The following is a 20,199-nucleotide window of genomic DNA, read 5'->3' on the forward strand; positions in this document are numbered from 1 at the left end:
GACTACTTGGCGGGGACGGCGAGGGCAACGGTGTGCCCCGATCGTCGCCACGCCTCTTCGGCACGATTGGCCTGCGAGGCCGGCACCAGGATCCAGTCGGTGTCGAAGGTCGAGAGGGTGAAGACGCTGATCCCGTCCTCGGCGAGCGGGGTCAGCAACGCGACCAGCACGCCGGCGAGACCGAAGTCGAGCGGACCGTTGACGCTGAAAGCGGTGAAGGGCTTCTCGTGGCGGGCCTTCTTCGGCACGCTCCGTCCAGCGCACACGAGCGAGGTCTCGGTCGCGGTGGCAGTGATCGAGAAGATCGAGGACGACTCGGCCCACTCGGGGATCTCGGCGCCTGCGGCCAGCCGTACGACGGCGAGCGTCTCGGGGAACCTCGAGATGCCGTACGACGTCGCGGACGTCTCGTCTGCCTGGTCGGTCGCTTCGGTCTGCTCGGTCATGGCGCCAGTCCTACCGTGGTGAGGCCCGTGGTCTCATCGAGACCGAGGGCGAGATTCATGCACTGCACGGCGGCGCCGGCGGTGCCCTTCGCAAGGTTGTCGATCGCGCCGACGGCAACGAGCCGGCCGGCGACGGGGTCGACGGTGACCTGGATGTGGACGGCGTTGGAGCCGAGCACGGACTGGGTCTGCGGCCAATGGCCGACGGGCAGCACGTGCACGAACGGCTCGTCGGCGTACGCCTTCGCATAGACGGCGTGGGCCTCGTCTGCGCTGACCTCACGGGCGAGCGGCGCCGAGCAGGTGGCGAGGATGCCGCGTGACATCGGCACCAGCAGCGGCGTGAAGCTCACCTTCACCGAGGCCGGGCCGCCGGGGACGAGCTTGCCGAGGTTCTGGGTGATCTCCGGCGTGTGCCGGTGCACGCCACCGACGCCGTACGCGCTGGCGTTGCCCATCACCTCGCTACCGAGCAGGTGCGTCTTCGCGGCCTTGCCGGCACCACTGGTGCCCGAGGCGGCCACCACGACGACGTCGGGAGTCACCAGCCCTGCAGCGACTGCCGGAGCAAGGGTCAGTGAGGAGATCGTCGGGTAGCAACCGGGTACGGCGACCCGCCGCGCGCCGCGCAGCGCATCCCTGTTGCCGGGGATCTCCGGGAGTCCGTAGGGCCAGGTGCCAGCGTGAGCCGAGCCGTAGAACCGCTCCCAGTCAGCAGCGTCCTCGAGCCGGAAGTCGGCTCCGCAGTCGATGACCACGACGTCGGGGTCGGCGGCCGAGAGCTCCTCGGCGAGCGCGCCGGACTGACCGTGGGGAAGTCCCAGGAACACGACGTCGTGACCCGCCAGGACCTCAGCGGTCGTCGGCTCCAGGATCCGTTCGGCGAGCGGCACCAGGTGGGGCTGCAGCGAACCGAGGGCCTCCCCTGCGTTGCTGCCCGCGGTGAGGGCCCCGATCTCGACGTCGGGGTGGCCGAGCAGGAGACGCAGTACCTCGCCGCCGGCGTACCCACTGGCGCCTGCAACGGCGACCCGAACCTTCTTCATGTGCATGAATATACAGACCTATGCATGTTTTGGTGAATGGGGGGTCGGTCCTCGGGTCACCGCGAGCCCCAGACCGGCGGTGCACTCACCGGCCCCGGCAGACCAGTGAGCTCGTGCGCAGCGCCCAGCTCGTCCCAGGGACCGATGAAGAGCCGGCCGTCGCGGAGGAACGCGATCTCGCTGCCGTCCGGCGACCAGGTCGGGTAGAGAACGGGATCGGCCAGCAGCACCTGTTCATCGGAACCGTCCGGCTTGACCGCGACGATCGCACTGGGCTCGAGCCGCTTGGCCCCCACCGCAAGGAGCAGAAGGCCACGATCACTGGAGTAGTCGGGCTGGCCGTGGAACAGGCCGTCCTCCTCGGTGATCCGGCGCGTCTCCCCGCTGTCGAGGTCGACGACGTGCAGGCCGCTGCCCTTCGCGGTGTCGTACTGCTGGTAGACCAGCTCACTGTCGCTGACCCAGGAAAGCGCACCTTTCAGCGAGCCCGCTGCCGGGACATCGACCTCTTCCGGCTCGGCCACCGTGCCCTGGTCGTCGACGAGGCCCACGAAGAGACCCAACGGCGCATTGGTGGCGTCCACACACACCGCAGCCACCCGGGACCCGTCCGGGCTCCAGCCGACCCGATCGGCCCGCGCGCACGGCCCGGACTCGGGAAAGAGTCGTCGGGCCTGTCCCTTGCTGGCCACGTCGACGACGTAGGGGACCTTGCCACCCGAGTCACCGAGGAGCGTCACGATCCAGCGCCGATCCGGCGAGATCGCCGGGTTCTGGTCCAGCGGCCCGGACGTGATGGGGGTGGCGTCACCCGTCTGGGCGCCAACCCGGTAGACACGGGTCAGGCCGTCCACCTCCATCGCCAGCACCAGCTCGTCGTCACCGATGGCGCCGGGCGCACGGGCGGAGCTGTTGTCGTCGCCCGAGCCTGTCTCGTCAGCATTCGGATCGTCCGTCTTCCCGTCCCCGGATCGCCACCACCACACGCCACCCGCGATCGCCGCCACCAAAGCGACCACGAGCAACGCCGCGAGCAGCCCACGGCCACGGCGAGCCGGCCGCCGTGCATCGAACGGAACCGGGGGCGGCGGCGGGGCCGGGACGGGACGCTGCGCCACGGGCTCCACCGGAAGGGCTGCGGTGCTGGGCGCGACGACCGTCGTGGGCCGGGGTGGACCCGAGTCCGGTGGCGGAGGGGTGCCTGCCCGAGGAGTGACGGCAGGCGGAGGTGGTGGCGGCGTGGGTTGTGTGGACTCCGAGATGATCAGGTCGTTCACCACGGACATCGGCGCCCTCCCCAACGCGTAGCCGATGACGGCCACGGCCCACCGGGATCGGCCGGGGTCGTCGGTGCCGCGGTCGCGAGCAAGGCTCAGGCCCGCTTCGCGTACGGCGGCCGCTGGATCGGCGCCTTGGTCCACGACCGTCAGGAAACGCTGGACGGCGCCGAGGCGAACCGCGTCCACGAGCAGGTTCAGCTCACCGACGGTCGCCTCGTCCTCGCGCAGGAAGTCATCGAGCGCGCCACGGAACTCCTCGGCGTCGGCGATGACTCCCGCGCCCCGCGCAACGATCAGTTCCCGAAGCGATTCGTGCAGCACAGCGCGAGCCTAGTGGGCATCGCTCGTGGCGCGGGGTCTGCTCAGCGCTGCACGGCTCCCGTGCGTTCACCAGCGGCGGCCACGGCGGCAGTCCGGGCGGCGCTGGTCTCGGCCTCGGTCAGGGTGCGATCAGGCGCGCGGAAACGCAGCGCGAAGGCCAGCGACTTGTGGCCCGCACCGATCTGCTCACCGGTGTAGACGTCGAAGAGCCGCACCGACTCGAGCAGCTCCCCCGCACCAGCACGCAGGGCTGCCTCGACCTCCGCCACCGTCACCGTCTCCTCGACGACCAGGGCGACGTCCTCCTTGGCGACCGGCATGGTCGAGAACTTCGGGCCGGGCGTGACGTCGGGAGCAGCAGCCATCAACGCGTCCAGGTCGACCTCGAGGGCCGCACTGCGCGCCGGCAGTCCGAAGGCCTTGCAGACGGAGGGGTGCAGCTCACCGGCATGGCCGATCTCGACCTCGTCGATCGTGATGAGCGCGCAACGGCCAGGGTGCCAGGGCATGCGTGCAGCCGCGCTCACCTCGACGCTGACGCCGATCTCGTCGGCGAGGCGACGGACCACGGCCAGGGCGTCGGACCAGCCGGCCTCGACACCGGCGCCCCACCAGCCCGAACGCGTCCGTTCCCCCGCGAGTACGACGGCGAGGTGCTGTGGTTGCACAGGCAGGGCCTCGAGCAGCTTCTCGAGCTCGGCCTCCGACGGGCCGGCGTGCACGCCGTAGATGGGCGCCGGTCCGTTGTCGGACGGGAACGCGACGGTGCCCGTCTCGAACAGCGCGACGCTGGAGGATCCGCGACCGATGTTGCGTCCCGCGGCGTCGAGCAGGCCCGGCAGCAGCGTGGTGGTGTAGCCCGGTTCCTCGCTGGAGATCGGGTTCGCGAGGGCGACGGTCGAGCGCAGCGGGTCATCCGCCGGCAGCCCGAGCTTGTCGAAGGTGGCCTCGCCCACGAACGGGAAGCTCACGACCTCGACGCAACCGGCTCCGGCGAGGGCCCGGCCGACCTGCCGGCGCAGGCGCTGGGTCCGGGTCAGTCCGCGGCCCGTCGCCCGCCGCGGCAGCACGCTGGGCACCTGGTCGTAGCCGACGATCCGGACGACTTCCTCGACCAGGTCGTAGGGCTCGTTGATGTCCGGGCGCCAGCTCGGGCCGGTGACCTCGATCGTGTCGACACCGTGCTCCGTGACGACGGCGCCGATGGCACGCAGGTGCTCGACCGTCGTCATCGCCGAGATGTCGATCCCGCTCAGGCGGGCGGGCAGGTCGGTGGCCACCTGGATGGTCGGACGCTCAGGAGCGGTGCCGACGAGGGTGAAGCCGGGCTCGGCGGTCGCGCCGCCGTACTCGACGAGGAGCTCGACCACGCGGTCGGCCGCAGCAGCCGGGAGCAGCGGGTCGACGCCGCGCTCGAAGCGCTTCGACGCCTCTGACGGCAGCTTGTGGCGCTTCTGCGCACGGAAGACCGTGGTCGGGTCGAAGTGCGCGGCCTCGATCACGATGGCGGTGGTCGTGTCGCTGATCTCGGTGTCGGCGCCGCCCATCACGCCCGCGATGCCGATCGGTCCGTTGTCGTCGGCGATGACCAGGTCATCCACGGTCAGCTCACGCACGACGTCGTCGAGGGTCGTGATCTTCTCGGCAGCCTGCGCGCGACGGGCGCGAATCGGGCCGGCCAGCTTGTCGCGGTCGTAGCAGTGGGTCGGCTGCCCGAGCTCGACCATGACGTAGTTGGACACGTCGACGGCAAGCGAGATCGAACGCATGCCGTACTGCTCGAGGCGGCGCTTGATGAAGTCGGGCGACGCGGCCGCGGGGTCGAACCCCGTCACCACGCGGGTGGTGAACACCGGGCAGCCGGCCGGGTCCTCGATCAGGACCGGGTAGGCCTTGCCGTCGACCTCGGGGACCACGCGTTCAGCAGGGTCGGTGAACGGCAGGCCGAAGCCGAGAGCCGCCTCGCGGGCAACGCCGCGCAACGACAGCGCGTAGGCGCGGTCGGGGTTGATCTCGAACTCGATGACCTCTTCGCCGAGGCCGAGCAGGTCGAAGGCGTCGTCACCGGGCGCACCGGCATCGGCGGGCAGCACGATGATGCCGTCGTGGTCGTCGGACAGGCCGAGCTCGGCGGCCGAACAGATCATCCCGGCCGAGAGGTGGCCGTAGGTCTTGCGCTCGCTGATCGCGAAGCCACCCGGCAGCACGCCGCCGGGGAGCACGACGACCACGAGGTCGCCGGGCTCGAAGTTGTGGGCGCCACAGACAATTCCCTGCGGCTCACCCGAGCCGTTGGCGGCGCCGACATCGACCGTGCACCAGTTGATGACCTTGCCGTTCTTCTGCGGCTCGGGGTCGCGGGTCAGCACGCGGCCGATCACCAGCGGGCCCTGGATGTCCGCGCCCGCGGCGTGGATCCCCTCGAGCTTGAGCCCGAGCGCGGTCAGCCGGTCGGTGAGGATCTCGGTGGTGACGTCACCCGGCAGGTCGACGTACTCGCGGATCCAGGAAACGGGGGCCTTCACTAGAGCTCACTTCCGAATGCAGTGGTGAACCGGACGTCGCCCTCGAACAGGGTGCGCAGGTCCTCGAGACCGTGGCGGAACATCAGGGTGCGGTCGATGCCCATGCCGAAGGCAAAGCCGGAGTACTTGCTCGAGTCGATGCCGCAGGCCTGCAGCACGCGCGGGTTGACGATGCCGCAGCCGCCCCACTCGATCCAGCCCTCGCCGCGACAGGTGCGGCAGGCATCGCTGTCGACTCCTCGACAGACGAAGCAGATCAGGTCGACCTCGGCCGACGGCTCGGTGAACGGGAAGTACGACGGCCGGAACCGCGTCGTGATGCCGTCGCCGAACATCTGCGCAGCGAAGTGGTCGAGGGTGCCCTTGAGGTGCGCCATCGAGATGTCCTTGTCGATGGCGAGACCCTCGACCTGGTGGAACATCGGGGAGTGGGTGGCGTCGTACTCATCGGTGCGGAAGACGCGACCGGGGCACACGACGTAGATCGGCGCCTCGTCGGTGACGCCACGGGCGAGCATCGTGCGCGCCTGCACCGGGCTCGTGTGGGTGCGCAGCACGAGGTGGTTGTCGGCCGGGGCGGTCCAGAACGTGTCCTGCATGGTGCGCGCCGGGTGGTCCGGGCCGAGGTTGAGGGCGTCGAAGTTGAGCCACTCGGCCTCGATGACCGGGCCCTCGGCGACCTCCCAGCCCATCGCGACGAAGATGTCGGCGATCAGCTCGGCGCCGGTCGTCAGCGGGTGCCGGGCACCCACCGGGTCGCGGTCGGTCGGCAAGGTGACGTCCACGGCCTCCTCGACGAGGATCCGGGCCTCGTTCTCGACCTCGAGGACGGCCTGGCGCGCAGCGAGCGCCTGGTTGACCGCACCGCGGGCCTGGCCGATCCGCTGGCCGGCCTCCTTGCGGGCCTGGGGCGGCAGCGCACCGATCTCGCGGTTGGCGAGGGCCAGCGGCGAACGGTCACCAGCATGCTCGCTGCGCACCGCCTTCAGCGCCTCGAGATCGGGGGCGGCAGCGATCGCGGCGAGAGCGGCGTCGCGCGCAGCCTCGAGCTCAGCAGGGCTCACGGCGGCGACCTCCACGGGGTCAAAGTCAGTGTTCGGTCCAGACATCAGGGGGCAAGTCTAGGAACCGGAGGTGCTCCCCCGCGAACCGGTAACGGTTATGGGAACTGATCGGCGATCGCGGTGAGTCGTGCGACGTAGCCCGGCCAGTCGAATGCATCGGGGATGTTGGTCGATTCGCGGAGCATTCCCGTCGCACCGTCGATCTCCTCGCGGAGCACGTCGGCGTGACCTGCATGACGTGCCACATCGCTCATCACGTGGATCGCGATCCGGTGCAGCGAGGTGGTCGCCCGCTCCTCGGGCCACCACGGCACCCGGCCCAGGGTGTCGAGTGGCAGCTCGTCGAAGGCAGCGTCCGCGAACGCGCCCACCCGGCGGTAGAAGTCCAGGAGGTGGGCCGTGCTGACCTCGGCAGGCACCCACCAGTCGGCCTGCGGGTCGTCGTCGTAGACGTCGAGCGTGAGATACGCAGGATCGTCGGTGTCCGGCCACTCGCGGCCGAAGGTGGGTCCGAAGTAGCCGATCTCGACATTCGCGCAGTGCAGCACGATGCCGAGCAGAGTGGTGCCGGTCCGCGTCCGCGGCAGGCGGACCTCGCGTTCGCTGAGCCCGTCGAGCTTCCACACCAGCGCATCGCGTGACCGTTGCAGATAGGTGCGGAGGACGTCGACTGGTTGCTCGAGATCGGCCACCCGGCCATTGTGCACTCAGGCGTGGACAGCGACCGGCCACGCCGTGAGCACGCTCGCACCGCCACCCGGGCGGTCGTCCACGACAACGGTCCCTCCGTGCGCCTTCACCAGGCCGGCCACGATGTAGAGGCCCAGCCCCGATCCCCCGCCCGTGGCGGCGGTCCAGAACTTGGTGAAGATCCGCTTGCGGAGCTCGAGCGGGATGCCGTCACCTTCGTCGGTCACGGTGACCGCGACGTACGACGGGTCGACCGACCAGAGGCCGACGTGGACCCGCACGGTCCCGCTGCCGTGGCGCACGGCGTTCTCGATGACGTTGGTGATGACCTGCAACACCTTGTCGGGATCGGCGTCGACCAGCGGCAGGTCCTCGTCACTCTCGACCTCGATCGGCGTCGAGGTGATCACCGCGAGCGACCGGTGCACCTGCTCGGTCTTGGCCGCCAGGTCCGTGGGACGCCGGTGCAGCTGGAGCCGTCCGGTGTCGATCCGGGCGACGTCGAGGAGCTCGGTGATCAGCCGGCTCAACCGGTCCGCGTCGGCACCTGCCGTCGTGAGCATCAACAGCTTCTGCTCGTCGGTCAGCTTGTCCCAACGGTTGAGGAGCGCGTGGACGAAGCCCTTGACGCCAGTGAGCGGCGAACGGAGCTCGTGGGCGAGGGTGGCGACCAGGTCGGAGCGGTCGCGGTCCAGGCGGGCTCGCCCGCGGCCCGAACGCAGCGAGATGGCAACCGACTCCACCGCCCGGATCGGACTGGCACCGGAACGCACCGGGCGATGGAGTCGGGCGGCGACGAGGACCTCGGTCCCGTTCGGCAGGAGCCAGGTCTGCTCCGGAATCCCGGTGCGCGTCGGCAGGCCGCCGTAGGGCGCATTGGCGTCGGTCCACGCCTGCGCGTCGTGGTCGGTCAGCGCGAGCACGTCGCCGAGCGGCTTTCCGATGGCCGTGTCCGCATCGGCGTCGAGCATCTGGGCCGCGACCACGTTGAGTGCCGTGACGAGTCCTGCACCGTCGGCAATCACGACGCCGTCAGGCAGCAGGTCGAGGGGGTCGCTCACCCTGCCATCATGGCGCGGGTGCTGGCGTAGAGACAGACCGCCGCTGCCGTGGCGAGATTGAGCGACTCCGCGCGGCCCAGGATCGGGATGCTCACCCGGTGGTCGGCCAGCGCGGCGAGCTCGTCGGGCAGACCCCACGCCTCGTTGCCGAAGAGCCAGGCAGTCGGCTTCGCCAGCACGGCCTCGGCATCGAACAGATCGAGCTCTCCCCCACCGACGGCGGCCAGGACCTGGTAGCCGGCCGCGCGAGCTGCCGCGACGGCAGCCGCGGGATCGCGCTCGAGCGCGATCGGGACGTGGAACGCACTGCCCACCGAGGCGCGAATGGTCTTGGGGTTGTGCAGGTCGACCGCGTCGCCGGCGAGGACGACGCCAGCCGCACCGGCTGCGTCGGCGCAGCGGATCACGGTGCCGGCGTTGCCGGGGTCGCGGACGTCGGCGCAGATGGCGAGCAACGGGAGCGCGGAGGTTTCGAGGCTCGTCGCTTGCGCTCCTCGCACCTCAACCACCGCTGACAGCGGGACGTCGAGGAACCGGCAGACAGCCACCAGCCCGGCCGGGCTGACGCTGTCGCTGAGCCCACCCATCGCCCGGTCATCGACAAGAGTGACGGGAGCGGCGCCGAGCAGCTCGGCGTGCTCGGAGGCTGCCGCGGGAGTCGCGAAGACCTCGATCACGCAGTCGGGGACGCCGAGTGCCCCTTCCACGGCCTTGGGGCCGTCGGCAAGGAAACACCGCCGCCCGGATCTCTCCGGACGGCGGTGCAATTTCCGTGCGTCCTTGACCCTGGTGTTACCAGCGGTCAGGGGAACCATTCGTCAGGCTCCGAGACTCAGGCAGAGACCTTGGGCGCGTTGACGTCCTCGGGCAGAGCAGCCTTGGCCTGCGCAACGATCGCGGAGAAGGTCGCCGGCTCGTTGACGGCGAGGTCGGCAAGGATCTTGCGGTCGACCTCGATGCCCGCCAGGTTCAGGCCCTGGATGAAGCGGTTGTAGGTCAGGCCCTCCGCGCGGGCAGCGGCGTTGATGCGCTGGATCCACAGGCGGCGGAAGTTGCCCTTGTTCTTCTTGCGGTCGTTGTAGCTGTAGACCAGGGAGTGGGTGACCTGCTCCTTGGCCTTGCGGTACAGCCGCGAGCGCTGGCCGCGGTAACCGCTGGCCCGCTCGAGGGTGGTACGACGCTTCTTCGCCGCGTTCACTGCGCGCTTGACGCGTGCCATGTTGTGCTCCTTGTTTCAGTGATCAGTGCGAAGGGCGGTCAGAGACCGAGCATCTTCTTCGCGCGCGGGACGTCGTTCTTGGCAACCTCGACCGTGCCGCTGAGGCGGCGGGTGACCTTGGAGGCCTTCTTCTCGAGGTTGTGGCGCTTGCCGGCCTTCTCCCGAAGGATCTTGCCGGTGCCCGTCACCTTGAACCGCTTGCTGGCACCGGAGTGCGTCTTGTTCTTCGGCATGTCTCTCGTCTCCTTGTTGCGAAGTCAGGTGGTCCCGGTGTGAACCGGACCAGGGGTGTTGCTCAGGCTTCGATCTCGGGGTCGAGGTTCTCCGAGCGACCCCGTTCCTTCTTCTGAGCAGCAGGCTTGATGGCCGTGCGCTCTGCCTGTGCGGCGCGGTCCTCGGCCTCTTCGGCCTCCCGCTCGGCACGACGCTCTTCCTTGGCCGCCTTGACCTCGGCCTTGGCCTCGGCCTTCTTCTTGTGCGGACCCAGGACCATCACCATGTTGCGGCCGTCCTGCTTGGGGTTGGACTCGATGAAGCCGAGCTCCCCGATGTCTTCGGCCAGTCGCTGCAGCAGGCGGTACCCCAGCTCGGGGCGGTGCTGCTCGCGACCACGGAACATGATCGTGATCTTGACCTTGTCGCCAGCCTTGAGGAAGCGCACCACGTGACCCTTCTTGGTCTCGTAGTCGTGCGCGTCGATCTTCGGCCGGAGCTTCATCTCCTTGATGACGACGTTGGTCTGGTTCCGTCGTGCTTCACGGGCCTTCTGGGCGTTCTCGTACTTGAACTTCCCGTAGTCCATGAGCTTGCAGACGGGGGGCTTGCCCATGGGGGCGATCTCCACCAGGTCCAGATCGGCCTCTTGCGCGAGCTTGAGTGCCTGGTCGGTGGAAACGATGCCCACGGTCTCGCCGTTGGGTCCAACAAGCCGGACCTCGGGAACCCGGATCCGCTCGTTGATGCGCAGCTCGGTGCTGATGTGTCCTCCAAACTCGTTCGGTCGGGAGTCCGTCACCGTTTTTCCCGGATGGATCTGGGAAAAGGAAAAGGCTCCCGCTAAAACAAGCGGAAGCCAGTCACGAGCCCCGAACTGCCACTCCGCCCGTTTCACGACACTGTGGTGAAACAACGGAGCTTGGGGCTCTCCATGGACCGGACCCGACAGCCTGGCGGCCGTGCGGGTGGGAGACGATGGTGCTGGTCCCCGCTTGTGGATCTGCCACCTCGTGCGAGGCAGCTGATCGGTCAACACCCGATGGTATCGGAGATGTTCCGCCTGCGACTAATCCGCAACGTGGTCGTTCGAGGCAGTGCCGAGCCAACCCCAGCCGCCGTCCTCGAGCTGGACCGTCGTCCAACCCGAAGCGACGCGGTGGAGGTCGTCGTCGGCCAGCGCGAACGCGTGCGGTCCAGCGACGTCGACGACCACGGCAGCGGCACCTTCCTGGACCGCTGTCGCTGCCGCGAGGTGTGCCGCGACCGGCACCGGTCGGGCCTGCGGGTCCCAGCTGGCGAGCGCTTCGAGGTCGGTGAAGGCGAGCAGCGCGAGCCGGCCGTCGGCTCCGGTCAGCAGTACGGCGGCCATGTCGCTCGACTTGTCGGTGACCAGTGCGGTTCCGTCGGCGCCGACAGCTCCCTCGCCGGTCTCGCCGAGAAGGGCGATCACCGGAACGATCAGGCGCGCGGGTGTGAGGGCGGCGATGACCGCGGGATACGGCGCCGACCCTTCGTCGTACTCCCTGAGGGCGGTGGCGAGTGCGGCATCGGCACTGCCGTCGTCATCGACGTAGGCCGATCCTTCGAGACGGCGGGCATCCGGTCGCTCGTTCGGCGGTTCGGTCACCGGAGGATCATGGCACTCGTGGAACCATGACGACGTGCATCACACGTCTGTCGCGCGCAACCGGCTCGCCGCGCGCCTTGCCACGGCCGTCCAGGCCTGGCCCGACCCGCTGTCCACCCCGACGTTCGTCGTCGACCTCGACGCCTTCGACGCCAACGCCGCCGACTTGGTCCGCCGGGCAGGCGGTACACCGATCCGGGTGGCGTCGAAGTCGCTGCGGGTCCCTGCGCTGATCACCCGGGCACTGGCGATCGACGGCTTCGCCGGGGTGCTGGCCTACACGCTGGCCGAGGCCCTGTGGCTGGCCGACCAGGACATCAGTGATGACGTCGTGGTCGCCTACCCGAGCGTCGACCGACGCGCGCTGTCCGCCCTGGTGGCGTCGCCTCGCGCGGCGTCGCGGATCACGATCATGATCGATGACGTCGCCCACCTCGACGCGGTCGACGCCCTGCGCGCCTCCACGGCGGTCCCGGTCCGGGTGGCGATCGACATCGATGCCGGGCTGCGGTGGGGTGGCCAGCTGGTCGGACCCAAGCGTTCTCCCCTGTACGACGTCGGCTCGGTGAGCGAGCTCGCCCGCACCGTGATCGAACGCCCGGGGTTCCAGCTCGTCGGCGTGATGACCTACGAGGGCCAGGTGGCCGGCGTGCCCGATGCGGTGCCGCACCAGCGTGCGAAGTCGGCCGTGGTGCGCAAGCTCAAGCAGATGTCGGTCGCCCAGCTGACGGTGCGCCGGACGGCGATCAACGAGGCACTGACCGCTCTCGAGGGCCACCGCAACCACACCGGCCCGATCTTCTGGAACGCCGGAGGGTCCGGATCGCTGGAGTCCTCGGCGTCCGACCCGGTCGTCACCGAGGTCACCGCGGGGTCCGGGTTGCTGGGACCGACGCTGTTCGACCACTACGAGTCGTTCCGTCCTGCACCTGCCGCGTTCTTCGGCCTGCCGGTCACTCGCAAGCCGACCAGCGACATCGCGACCGTGCACGGCGGCGGCCTGATCGCCTCGGGCCCGTCGGGCGCCGACCGTGCTCCCACACCGTGGGCTCCAGCCGGGCTGAACCTGACCGGGCTCGAGGGTGCCGGCGAGGTCCAGACGCCGCTGGTCGGCACCAACGCGGCGACCCTCGCGATCGGCGATCTCGTGTGGTTCCGGCACGCGAAGTCCGGTGAGCCGTTCGAGCACGGCACGACCGTCCTGCTCGCCGACGGTGAACGCTTCGTCGACGAAGTCCCGACCTACCGGGGACATGGCCTCGCCTTCTGAGGTCCTGGCTGCCGCACTGGCTCGACCTGTGTCGCTGGGCGCGGGACGGCTGATCTGCATCGACGGCCTCGCCGGGTCGGGCAAGACGACGCTCGCAGCCGGGATCGCTGCGCTCGCTCCCGAAGCCGTCGTGATCGGCACGGACGAGATGCTCGAGGGCTGGCGCGGGCTGCCCGGGCTGGGCACCAGCATCGAGGGGCTGCTCCGTCCGCTCGCTTCGGGAGCGACCGGCCGCTGGCGTCGATGGGACTGGCTGGCGAACGGCTGGGCCGAGACGCGCGACGTCACCCCCGGCCCGCTGTTGGTCCTCGAGGGCGTCGGCTCCGCCGCGGCGTCGTACGACGACCTGGTGACCTTGCTCGTCTGGGTGGAGGCCGACCGGGAGACCCGGCTGGCGCGCGGGCTCGCACGCGACGGGGACGACCAGCGCGGCCACTGGCTGACGTGGCTCGACGACGAGGCTGCGCTGCATGCCCGCGAGGACACCCGCGCTCGTGCCGACGTCGTCATCACCACCTGATCTGGCACCGCGCCCCCGCTAGTGTCCGATGTCGTGAAGCCACCGAGCGGGGACCAGTACGCCATCGAGTCCGCGGGCTACCGGGCCGTGATCACCGAGAGCGGTGGCGCCCTGCGCGGCCTCACCTTCGAGGGGCGCGCGCTGATCGAGGGATTCGCGGAGGACGCGATGGCCGACGGCGGCCGAGGCCAGCTGCTGATGCCCTGGCCGAACCGGATCCGGGACGGCCGCTACTCCTTCGGCGGCAAGGAGCACCAGCTCGCGCTCACCGAGCCGTCGCGGCAGAACGCCTCGCACGGATTGGTGCGCTGGGTGGCGTGGTCGGTCGTCTCACACGAGGTCGATCGACTGGAGCTCGGCTACTTCCTGCCGGCCCAGACCGGCTACCCGTGGGCGCTGGACCTGCGGGTCACCTACGAGGTCGGCCCGGACGGGCTGCAGGTGACCCAGGCCGCGACGAACCTGGCTGACTCCCCCGCTCCTTATGCCTCGGGGGCACATCCCTACCTGGTGGCGGGCCCACCTCCGTGTGACGGTTGGCGCCTGGACGTCGCGGCAGCGACCTGCCTCACCGTCGATGAGGAACGACTCCTGCCGACCGGCCGGGCATCCTTCGACGGGGTCCTCAGCGATCCGCTCGCGAGCACTGTCCTCAACCACGCCGTGACCGACCTCGACCGTGACGACGCCGGTGTCACGACCGTGCGGCTGACGGCCTCGGACGGTGGCGTCGAGCTCTGGGTCGACGAGAACCACCGCTGGCTGCAGGTCTACACCGGTGACGACACGAAGACGCCGCGCGCTTCGGTGGCCATCGAGCCGATGACCGCTCGCCCGGACGCCTTCAACTCGGGTGACGACCTGGTGGTGCTTCAACCCGCCGAGACCTTCGCGGCGACGTGGGGAATCCGCGCGCTCTGATCAGACCTTGTGCTCGGCCACGACGGCCCGCAGCTCGCGGATCGCGATGGCAGCCCGCTGCCCGTCGGAGGAGTGGATGCCCATCAGGGACAGCTTCTCGTCCTCGCCCTGCAGCAGGTGCGGCCACGGTGCGCCCTGCGGGAACCTCACCGCGCCCACTTCGGACCAGGCCAGCTCCCGTTTGCGATAACCGTTGACAACCGTGAGCCCCTCGGCACGGGCGGTGACCCGGGACCGCGCGAGGCCGTTCATCAGGACCAGGCCGAACAGGATGATGCCGATGACGGTGGCCTTCTGCAGGAACCCGACCGAGTCCTTCGTCTCCTGGTCGAAGCCGACCCAGAGCCACGCGAACGCACCGACCAGGAAGACACCGAAGACGGCCGCGGCCATCCGTGGACCGAACGGACGCCAGGTCCGAGGCAACGCAGGTGCTCCCTGGGGCTCCGCCATCAGAGCCGGCAGGCGTGGATGTCGGTGGTCAGGATCGCCCGGGCGCCGAGCGCCCAGAGATCGTCCATGACGCGCTGGGCGGCGGCACGCTGCACCATCGAGCGAACCGCGACCCAGCCTTCACGATGAAGTGGGCTGACCGTGGGGCTCTCGATCCCCGGCGTCAGCGCGATGGCCTGCTCGACCTGCTGGACCGGGATGTCGTAGTCCATCATCACGTACGCACGGGCCACCAGGACGCCCTGCAGGCGGCGGGTGAAGATCTCCAGCGCACCGGCGTCGGCACCCACGCGGGTGATCATCACGGCCTCGGACTCGAGGATGACGTCTCCGAACACCTCGAGGCCCGCAGCACGCAGGGTGCTCCCGGTCTCGACGACATCGGCGATCACGTCGGCCACGCCGAGCTGGATGCTGGTCTCGACCGCACCGTCGAGGCGCACGACGCTGGCGTCGACACCACGCTCGGCGAGGTACCGCTTCAGGACGCCGTCGTACGACGTCGCGACCCGGAGGCCACCGAGGTCGGACAGGTCCTTCGCGGTGCCGGGCACGGCGGCGAAGCGGAACTTCGAGCGGCCGAAGCCGAGCTGCAGGGCCTCGGTGGCGTGCGCGTGGGAGTCGAGGAGCAGGTCGCGCCCGGTGATGCCGGCGTCGAGGGTGCCCTCGCCGACGTACAACGCGATGTCGCGCGGGCGGAGGTAGAAGAACTCGACACCGTTGTCAGGGTCGAGCTTGGTGAGCTGCTTGGAGTCCGAGCGCTGGGCGTAGCCCGCTTCGCGCAACATCGTCGAGGCGGCCTCGGACAGGGCCCCCTTGTTGGGGACGGCGATCTTCAGCATGGTGACCCTTAACCGGGAGAGACTCAGAGGTGGGCGTAGACGTCGTCGAGCGAGAGTCCGCTCGCGATCATGAGGACCTGGGCGTGGTAGAGCAGCTGGCTGATCTCCAGCGCGGTGGCCTCGCGGCCCTCATGCTCTGCGGCCATCCACGACTCGGCGGCTTCCTCGATCAGCTTCTTGCCGATCGCATGGACGCCGGCGTCGAGGGCCGCCACGGTGCCCGAGCCCTCGGGCCGGGTCTGGGCCTTCTCGCTGAGCTCAGCGAACAGCTCGTCGAACGTCTTCACGGGGGTGGAGCCTATCGGTCCCTACTGTCCGTAACCCCGGCGGATGCGCTTGAGCGTCGCCGCGGTCTGCAGAGCGGCCGATGCGGCCTCGTAACCCTTGTCCTCCGAGGAGCCCGGCAGGCCGGCCCGGTCGAGCGCCTGCGCGTCGTCGTCGCACGTCAGTACGCCGAACCCGATGGGCGTCGTGTGGTCGAGCGAGACACGCGTCAGACCGTCCGTCGCCGCGTTGCAGACGTAGTCGAAGTGGGGCGTACCTCCGCGGATGACCACGCCGAGCGCGATCACTGCGTCGTACGACGGCGCGAGGGCCGCCGCAGCCACGGGCAGCTCGAAGGTGCCCGGCACACGTACCACGACCGGCGCCTCGAGCTTGTGGGCCGCGAAGGCGCGCTGGGCGCCGGCGATCAGGCCGTCCATCACCTCGGTGTGCCAGCTCGCGGCGACGACCGCGACCCGCAGGTCGTGGCAGTCGATGGGCGCGATCTCGGGGGCGCCGTGTCCGGCCATGTCAGATGCTTCCTTCTCGTTCGGTCTCGGCGAGTGCGAGATGGGGCAGGTCGTGACCCATCCGGTCCCGCTTGGTGAGCAGGTAGGCCAGGTTGTGGTCGTTGGGGTGCGGCGTGAGCTGCACCCGCTCGGCGACCTTGATGCCGTAGTCCTCGAGGTCGTTGACCTTCTCGGGGTTGTTCGTGAGCAGGCGCACCTCCTCGACACCGAGGTCCTTGAGGATCTGGGTCGCGGCGCCGTAGTGGCGCGCGTCGGCCGGCAGGCCCAGGTCGAGGTTCGCGTCCACCGTGTCGCGACCGCCGTCCTGCAGCTGGTAGGCCTGCAGCTTCGCGACCAGCCCGATCCCACGGCCTTCGTGACCGCGCAGGTAGACCAGCACGCCACGGCCCTCCTGGACGATCCGGTCGAGCGCCTCGTTGAGCTGGGGACCGCAGTCGCAGCGGCTGCTGCCGAACACGTCGCCGGTGAGGCACTCGGAGTGGACCCTGGTCAGGACGGGGCCCTGGTCGTTCAAGGAGTCGAGGTCGCCGTACACGAGGGCGACGTGCTCGCTGCCGTCGACGGTGATCGTGTAGCCGATCGCCGTGAACTCGCCGTGGCTCGTGGGCAGGCGGGTCTCGGCCTCGCGGACGATGTGGCGCTCGACGCGGCGGCGGTACCGGACGAGGTCCTCGATCGAGATCATCGCGACGCCGTGCTCGTCGGCGAACTCGCGCAGCTCGGGCGCCCGCTTCATGGTGCCGTCGTCGTTGACGACCTCCACCAGGACGCCGGCCGGGGTCAGCCCGGCCAGGCGGCACAGGTCGACGGCGGACTCGGTGTGGCCGCGACGGACCAGGACGCCGCCCTCGCGGTAGCGCAGCGGGAACACGTGACCGGGACGGGTCAGCTCCCACGACTCGGTCGCCGAGTCGGCCAGCACCCGCACGGTGTGTGCGCGATCGGCCGCCGAGATGCCCGTGGTGACCCCGTCGCGGGCGTCCACCGAGAGCGTGTACGCCGTGCGGTAGGCGTCCTTGTTGTGCGGGGTCATCAGCGGAATTTCGAGGCGATCCAGCATGTCGCCGGGCATCGGGCAGCAGATCACGCCGCTGGAGTGGCGGATCGTCCACGCCATCAGCTCGGGCGTGGCCTTGCTCGCGGCGAAGATGATGTCGCCCTCGTTCTCGCGGTCCTCGTCGTCGACGACGATCACCGCCTTGCCTGCTGCGATGTCGGCGATCGCTCGCTCGATGGAATCCAGCCTGACGGACATGTCAGTTCTCCTTCAGTGCTGCAGGGGCCGCAGGGGTTGTGTAGGCGCGAACGAGCTTCTCGACGTGCTTGGCGATGACGTCGACCTCGAGGTTGACCCGGCTGCCGGGTGTCCGGAATCCGAGGGTGGTGCGGGCGAGGGTCTCGGGAATGAGGCTCACGGTGAACGAGGTCTCCCCCGCCTCCACGACGGTGAGGGAGATGCCGTCGACGGTGATCGAACCCTTGTCGACGAGGTAGCGGCCCAGCTCGGCCGGCATCGCGATCTCCACGACCTCCCAGTGCTCGCTGGGGGTTCGGGCGATGACCTCGCCGACGGCGTCGACGTGGCCCTGGACGATGTGGCCGCCCAGGCGCTTCTCCGCCGTGACGGCGCGCTCCAGGTTGACCTGCTCACCCACGGCGAGGCCACCGATGCCGGTCTTCTCGAGGGTCTCCGCCATCACGTCGGCAGTCCACGTGGTGTCGGTGCGCTCAGCCACGGTCAGGCAACAGCCGTTGACCGCGATGGAGTCCCCGAGACCTGCGTCGGACAGCGTGATGTCGGATGCGATGGTGAGGCGGATCGCGTCGCCCTGGTCCTCGATGGCGGCGACGGTGCCGAGCTCCTCGACGATGCCGGTGAACATCTGGTCAGTTCCTCTCGGTGGTGGCGGGTCGCAGGGTGAGGCGGACGTTCGCCTCGGTCCCTTCGCCGATGACGGCGGTGTCGACCAGCTCGAACCGCAACGCCTTGGTGATCGTGCCGATTCCCAACCGCCCCACCGCGGCCTTGCCCGCACCGAGCAGGAGCGGCGCGACATAGGTGACGATCTCGTCGACCAGGCCCGCCTTGATGAACGCGGCGGCAACGGTCGGTCCGCCTTCGAGGAAGACGTGGTGGCGGTCGTGCTCGGTGTAGAGGGTCTGCAGCGCCTCGAGCGGATCGCGGGTGCGCAGGTGCACGGTCTCGGCGACGTCGTCGAAGATCCGTCGGTCCTTGGCGAGCTCACGCCGGCCGAGCACCACCCGCAGAGGTTGTACGGCGACGGGCTGGTCGTCCTCGTCGCGCACGGTCAGCTGCGGGTCGTCCACCTCGACCGTGTTCGTGCCGACCAGCATCGCGTCGCAGAGGGCACGGAGCAGGTGGGTGTCGTGGCGCGCGGGGAGTGAGGAGACCCAGCGGGACGTCCCGTCGCTGGCGGCCGACCGACCGTCGAGGGTGGTGGCGAACTTCCAGGTGACGAACGGACGTCCGTGGACGTGGGCGAAGGTCCACGCCGCGTTGAGTGCGACCGCAGCGTCCTCGAGCGTCCCGGAGTCGGTCTCGATGCCCGCTTCGGCGAGCGTCTCCAGGCCACCCCCCGCGATCGGGTTGGGGTCGCGCTGGGCGACCACCACCCGTCGTACGCCGGCAGCGATGAGGGCCTGTGAGCACGGGCCCGTGCGACCGGTGTGGTTGCACGGTTCGAGGGTCACGACCGCGGTGGTGCCCGCAGCACGCTCGCCGGCGACGGCCAGTGCCTCGACCTCGGCGTGCGGGTTGCCGGCGCCGCGGTGGAAGCCCTCAGCGACGATGGTGCCGTCGGGAGCGAGCAGCACGCAGCCGACGCGGGGGTTCGGATGGAGCGGCACGCCGGGGCTCGCCGCCAGCGCGAGGGCGCGACGCATCGCGTCGTACTCGCGGGTGAAGGTCTCTGCCACTGCCGCCTCTTCGTCATCCGTCTTGTTGCTTCACGGACTCCGGGGTCTGGCAGGGCGTACGACTGCGGCAGACCTGCTCCGCTGTCGACGCTCGTGCGTGCACTTCCCATCCGGACTTTGACCGTCGGTCCAGGAATCACACCTGGTCAACCGATCACTGGCTGCGATCGGGTCGCGGACTGTTACCGCCGGCTCGGATTTTCACCGACCCCAGAGCACGCGAGCTCTTGGGGCCCATCGTCGCACAGCGAGGACGTGTGCTGGTTGTGGGTCCCGTCACGCGGAACCGGCTACCGTCGACCGGGTGAACCGCCTCGCGCTCGGTCTCTCCTGCCTGGCTGGCGTGCTGCTGTGGTTCGCCACCGACCGGATCATCCTGCTCATCCTCGGCGTGCTGCTCGGCGTGGCCCTCGGCATCGGCCTCGGCGGCCCCAAGGCCCCGAAGGTGGAATGACACCGGAGGTAGCGTGGCGCCATGTCGTATCCCCCACCCCTGTACGACGGCAACGGCGAGGTCTCGGCCCGCGTCCGGCTCGGCACGGACGCACCCGATGTGGTCTACCCCAACGGGAATCGCGTCCACCACCTCGCTCGCGGCGAGAGCACCGGAGGCCTCTTCGGGCTCTATCGCTGGGAATTCTCCGAAGCCGTCAGCGGCCCCGGCCCGCACTTCCACAAGACCATTGCCGAGTCGTTCTACGTCCTCGACGGCGAGATCCAGATCCACAACGGCGAGCGCTGGACCACGACCAGGTCCGGCGACTTCGTCCACGTGCCACCCGGCGGACTGCACGGCTTCCGAAACGAGTCCCGCGCCACCGCCTCGATGTTGCTGCACTTCTCCCCCGGCGCTCCCCGCGAGCCCTACTTCGAGGGCCTCGGCCGACTCGCCGCCGGCGAACAGTGGACACCCGAGGAGTACGACGCCTTCATGGCCGAGCACGACAACTTCTGGGTCCCCGAGTAG

24 protein-coding genes and 1 riboswitch are annotated in these 20,199 nt (G+C 69.7%); of the genes, 5 read left to right on the forward strand and 19 right to left on the reverse strand.

Features of this window, described 5'->3' with window-relative positions:
* Positions 1–2 precede the first annotated feature (2 nt).
* The 12 genes from ASD84_RS00325 to ASD84_RS00380 form a co-directional block, all read right to left on the reverse strand.
* The gene (locus ASD84_RS00325; protein ID WP_056705454.1) at positions 3–446 is read right to left on the reverse strand and encodes an ACT domain-containing protein; all 444 of its coding nucleotides are present in this window, start codon (positions 444–446) and stop codon (positions 3–5) included.
* Positions 443–1,498 carry an N-acetyl-gamma-glutamyl-phosphate reductase gene (gene argC / locus ASD84_RS00330; RefSeq protein WP_156391503.1) on the reverse strand — a complete coding sequence of 352 codons (1,056 nt, stop codon included), beginning with the start codon at positions 1,496–1,498 and terminating at the stop codon, positions 443–445. Before argC ends, ASD84_RS00325 begins: the two co-directional genes overlap by 4 nt.
* 50 nt (positions 1,499–1,548) lie before the next feature.
* The gene (locus ASD84_RS00335) at positions 1,549–3,093 is read right to left on the reverse strand and encodes a TolB family protein (RefSeq protein WP_056705457.1); all 1,545 of its coding nucleotides are present in this window, start codon (positions 3,091–3,093) and stop codon (positions 1,549–1,551) included.
* A gap of 41 nt (positions 3,094–3,134) precedes the next feature.
* Positions 3,135–5,618 (reverse strand): phenylalanine--tRNA ligase subunit beta, encoded by a 2,484-nt coding sequence (gene pheT / locus ASD84_RS00340; protein WP_056705461.1) that lies wholly within the window; start codon positions 5,616–5,618, stop codon positions 3,135–3,137.
* Entirely contained in the window at positions 5,618–6,727 is a 1,110-nt protein-coding gene (pheS, locus tag ASD84_RS00345) for a phenylalanine--tRNA ligase subunit alpha (protein WP_056705464.1), read from the reverse strand. Before pheS ends, pheT begins: the two co-directional genes overlap by 1 nt.
* 50 nt (positions 6,728–6,777) lie before the next feature.
* Positions 6,778–7,374 (reverse strand): DinB family protein, encoded by a 597-nt coding sequence (locus ASD84_RS00350; protein ID WP_056705467.1) that lies wholly within the window; start codon positions 7,372–7,374, stop codon positions 6,778–6,780.
* A 15-nt stretch (positions 7,375–7,389) separates the two neighbouring features.
* Positions 7,390–8,433 (reverse strand): PAS domain-containing sensor histidine kinase, encoded by a 1,044-nt coding sequence (locus ASD84_RS00355; RefSeq protein ID WP_235530901.1) that lies wholly within the window; start codon positions 8,431–8,433, stop codon positions 7,390–7,392.
* Positions 8,430–9,248: a TrmH family RNA methyltransferase gene (locus tag ASD84_RS00360; protein ID WP_056705469.1), complete on the reverse strand. Its 819-nt coding sequence runs from the start codon at positions 9,246–9,248 to the stop codon at positions 8,430–8,432. Before ASD84_RS00360 ends, ASD84_RS00355 begins: the two co-directional genes overlap by 4 nt.
* A gap of 17 nt (positions 9,249–9,265) precedes the next feature.
* Complete coding sequence (gene rplT / locus ASD84_RS00365; protein WP_056705472.1) at positions 9,266–9,652, reverse strand: 50S ribosomal protein L20; 387 nt, start codon at positions 9,650–9,652, stop codon at positions 9,266–9,268.
* Positions 9,653–9,690: 38 nt separating this feature from the next.
* Entirely contained in the window at positions 9,691–9,885 is a 195-nt protein-coding gene (rpmI, locus tag ASD84_RS00370; protein ID WP_056705475.1) for a 50S ribosomal protein L35, read from the reverse strand.
* 62 nt (positions 9,886–9,947) lie between these two features.
* A complete protein-coding gene (gene infC / locus ASD84_RS00375) occupies positions 9,948–10,667 on the reverse strand; it encodes a translation initiation factor IF-3 (RefSeq protein WP_056705479.1) in 720 nt (239 codons plus the stop codon).
* Between the two features lie 267 nt (positions 10,668–10,934).
* Positions 10,935–11,495, reverse strand: a complete 561-nt coding sequence (locus ASD84_RS00380) for an SseB family protein (RefSeq protein ID WP_056705484.1) — start codon at positions 11,493–11,495, stop codon at positions 10,935–10,937.
* Between the two features lie 34 nt (positions 11,496–11,529).
* On the opposite strand from ASD84_RS00380, the gene ASD84_RS00385 reads away from it, so the two are divergent.
* The 3 genes from ASD84_RS00385 to ASD84_RS00395 are packed head-to-tail and all read left to right on the forward strand — an operon-like array spanning position 11,530 to position 14,206.
* On the forward strand, positions 11,530–12,765 hold the full coding sequence (locus tag ASD84_RS00385) for an amino acid deaminase/aldolase (protein WP_056705486.1): 1,236 nt from the start codon (positions 11,530–11,532) through the stop codon (positions 12,763–12,765).
* Complete coding sequence (locus tag ASD84_RS00390) at positions 12,749–13,285, forward strand: uridine kinase (RefSeq protein ID WP_056705488.1); 537 nt, start codon at positions 12,749–12,751, stop codon at positions 13,283–13,285. Before ASD84_RS00385 ends, ASD84_RS00390 begins: the two co-directional genes overlap by 17 nt.
* Positions 13,286–13,318: 33 nt before the next feature.
* A complete protein-coding gene (locus tag ASD84_RS00395) occupies positions 13,319–14,206 on the forward strand; it encodes an aldose 1-epimerase family protein (protein ID WP_056710447.1) in 888 nt (295 codons plus the stop codon).
* On the opposite strand, the gene ASD84_RS00400 is transcribed toward ASD84_RS00395, so the two are convergent.
* The 7 genes from ASD84_RS00400 to ribD are packed head-to-tail and all read right to left on the reverse strand — an operon-like array spanning position 14,207 to position 19,199.
* The gene (locus ASD84_RS00400; protein WP_235530903.1) at positions 14,207–14,599 is read right to left on the reverse strand and encodes a PH domain-containing protein; all 393 of its coding nucleotides are present in this window, start codon (positions 14,597–14,599) and stop codon (positions 14,207–14,209) included.
* A 59-nt stretch (positions 14,600–14,658) separates the two neighbouring features.
* Positions 14,659–15,501: an ATP phosphoribosyltransferase gene (gene hisG, locus ASD84_RS00405; RefSeq protein WP_056705493.1), complete on the reverse strand. Its 843-nt coding sequence runs from the start codon at positions 15,499–15,501 to the stop codon at positions 14,659–14,661.
* A gap of 23 nt (positions 15,502–15,524) precedes the next feature.
* Positions 15,525–15,788: a phosphoribosyl-ATP diphosphatase gene (locus ASD84_RS00410; RefSeq protein ID WP_056705496.1), complete on the reverse strand. Its 264-nt coding sequence runs from the start codon at positions 15,786–15,788 to the stop codon at positions 15,525–15,527.
* Positions 15,789–15,809: 21 nt separating this feature from the next.
* Positions 15,810–16,295: a 6,7-dimethyl-8-ribityllumazine synthase gene (ribH, locus tag ASD84_RS00415; protein ID WP_056705499.1), complete on the reverse strand. Its 486-nt coding sequence runs from the start codon at positions 16,293–16,295 to the stop codon at positions 15,810–15,812.
* A 1-nt stretch (position 16,296) separates the two neighbouring features.
* A complete protein-coding gene (locus tag ASD84_RS00420) occupies positions 16,297–17,550 on the reverse strand; it encodes a bifunctional 3,4-dihydroxy-2-butanone-4-phosphate synthase/GTP cyclohydrolase II (protein ID WP_056705500.1) in 1,254 nt (417 codons plus the stop codon).
* 1 nt (position 17,551) lies between these two features.
* Positions 17,552–18,178: a riboflavin synthase gene (locus ASD84_RS00425; RefSeq protein ID WP_056705503.1), complete on the reverse strand. Its 627-nt coding sequence runs from the start codon at positions 18,176–18,178 to the stop codon at positions 17,552–17,554.
* 4 nt (positions 18,179–18,182) lie between these two features.
* Positions 18,183–19,199 carry a bifunctional diaminohydroxyphosphoribosylaminopyrimidine deaminase/5-amino-6-(5-phosphoribosylamino)uracil reductase RibD gene (gene ribD / locus ASD84_RS00430; RefSeq protein WP_056710450.1) on the reverse strand — a complete coding sequence of 339 codons (1,017 nt, stop codon included), beginning with the start codon at positions 19,197–19,199 and terminating at the stop codon, positions 18,183–18,185.
* 126 nt (positions 19,200–19,325) lie between these two features.
* Positions 19,326–19,455: riboswitch (FMN riboswitch) on the reverse strand.
* 81 nt (positions 19,456–19,536) lie between these two features.
* Between ribD and ASD84_RS24935 the strand changes: the two genes are divergently transcribed.
* Both ASD84_RS24935 and ASD84_RS00435 read left to right on the forward strand, forming a co-directional pair.
* A complete protein-coding gene (locus tag ASD84_RS24935; protein WP_156391504.1) occupies positions 19,537–19,686 on the forward strand; it encodes a hypothetical protein in 150 nt (49 codons plus the stop codon).
* A 21-nt stretch (positions 19,687–19,707) separates the two neighbouring features.
* Positions 19,708–20,199, forward strand: a complete 492-nt coding sequence (locus tag ASD84_RS00435) for a cupin domain-containing protein (RefSeq protein ID WP_056705506.1) — start codon at positions 19,708–19,710, stop codon at positions 20,197–20,199.

Source organism: Nocardioides sp. Root682, assembly GCF_001427795.1.
In the GTDB taxonomy this organism is placed as follows: Bacteria; Actinomycetota; Actinomycetes; order Propionibacteriales; family Nocardioidaceae; genus Nocardioides.

Coding starts and splice junctions, on each gene's coding strand:
- pheS (WP_056705464.1), bottom strand. CDS start 6,727: ATGTCTGGACCGAACACTGACTTTGACCCCGTGGAGGTCGCCGCCGTG.
- argC (WP_156391503.1), bottom strand. CDS start 1,498: ATGCACATGAAGAAGGTTCGGGTCGCCGTTGCAGGCGCCAGTGGGTAC.
- rpmI (WP_056705475.1), bottom strand. CDS start 9,885: ATGCCGAAGAACAAGACGCACTCCGGTGCCAGCAAGCGGTTCAAGGTG.
- ASD84_RS00425 (WP_056705503.1), bottom strand. CDS start 18,178: ATGTTCACCGGCATCGTCGAGGAGCTCGGCACCGTCGCCGCCATCGAG.
- ASD84_RS00360 (WP_056705469.1), bottom strand. CDS start 9,248: ATGGTTCCCCTGACCGCTGGTAACACCAGGGTCAAGGACGCACGGAAA.
- ASD84_RS00420 (WP_056705500.1), bottom strand. CDS start 17,550: ATGTCCGTCAGGCTGGATTCCATCGAGCGAGCGATCGCCGACATCGCA.
- ribD (WP_056710450.1), bottom strand. CDS start 19,199: ATGCGTCGCGCCCTCGCGCTGGCGGCGAGCCCCGGCGTGCCGCTCCAT.
- ASD84_RS00325 (WP_056705454.1), bottom strand. CDS start 446: ATGACCGAGCAGACCGAAGCGACCGACCAGGCAGACGAGACGTCCGCG.
- ASD84_RS00400 (WP_235530903.1), bottom strand. CDS start 14,599: ATGGCCGCGGCCGTCTTCGGTGTCTTCCTGGTCGGTGCGTTCGCGTGG.
- ASD84_RS00390 (WP_056705488.1), top strand. CDS start 12,749: ATGGCCTCGCCTTCTGAGGTCCTGGCTGCCGCACTGGCTCGACCTGTG.
- ribH (WP_056705499.1), bottom strand. CDS start 16,295: ATGGCCGGACACGGCGCCCCCGAGATCGCGCCCATCGACTGCCACGAC.
- rplT (WP_056705472.1), bottom strand. CDS start 9,652: ATGGCACGCGTCAAGCGCGCAGTGAACGCGGCGAAGAAGCGTCGTACC.
- hisG (WP_056705493.1), bottom strand. CDS start 15,501: ATGCTGAAGATCGCCGTCCCCAACAAGGGGGCCCTGTCCGAGGCCGCC.
- ASD84_RS00435 (WP_056705506.1), top strand. CDS start 19,708: ATGTCGTATCCCCCACCCCTGTACGACGGCAACGGCGAGGTCTCGGCC.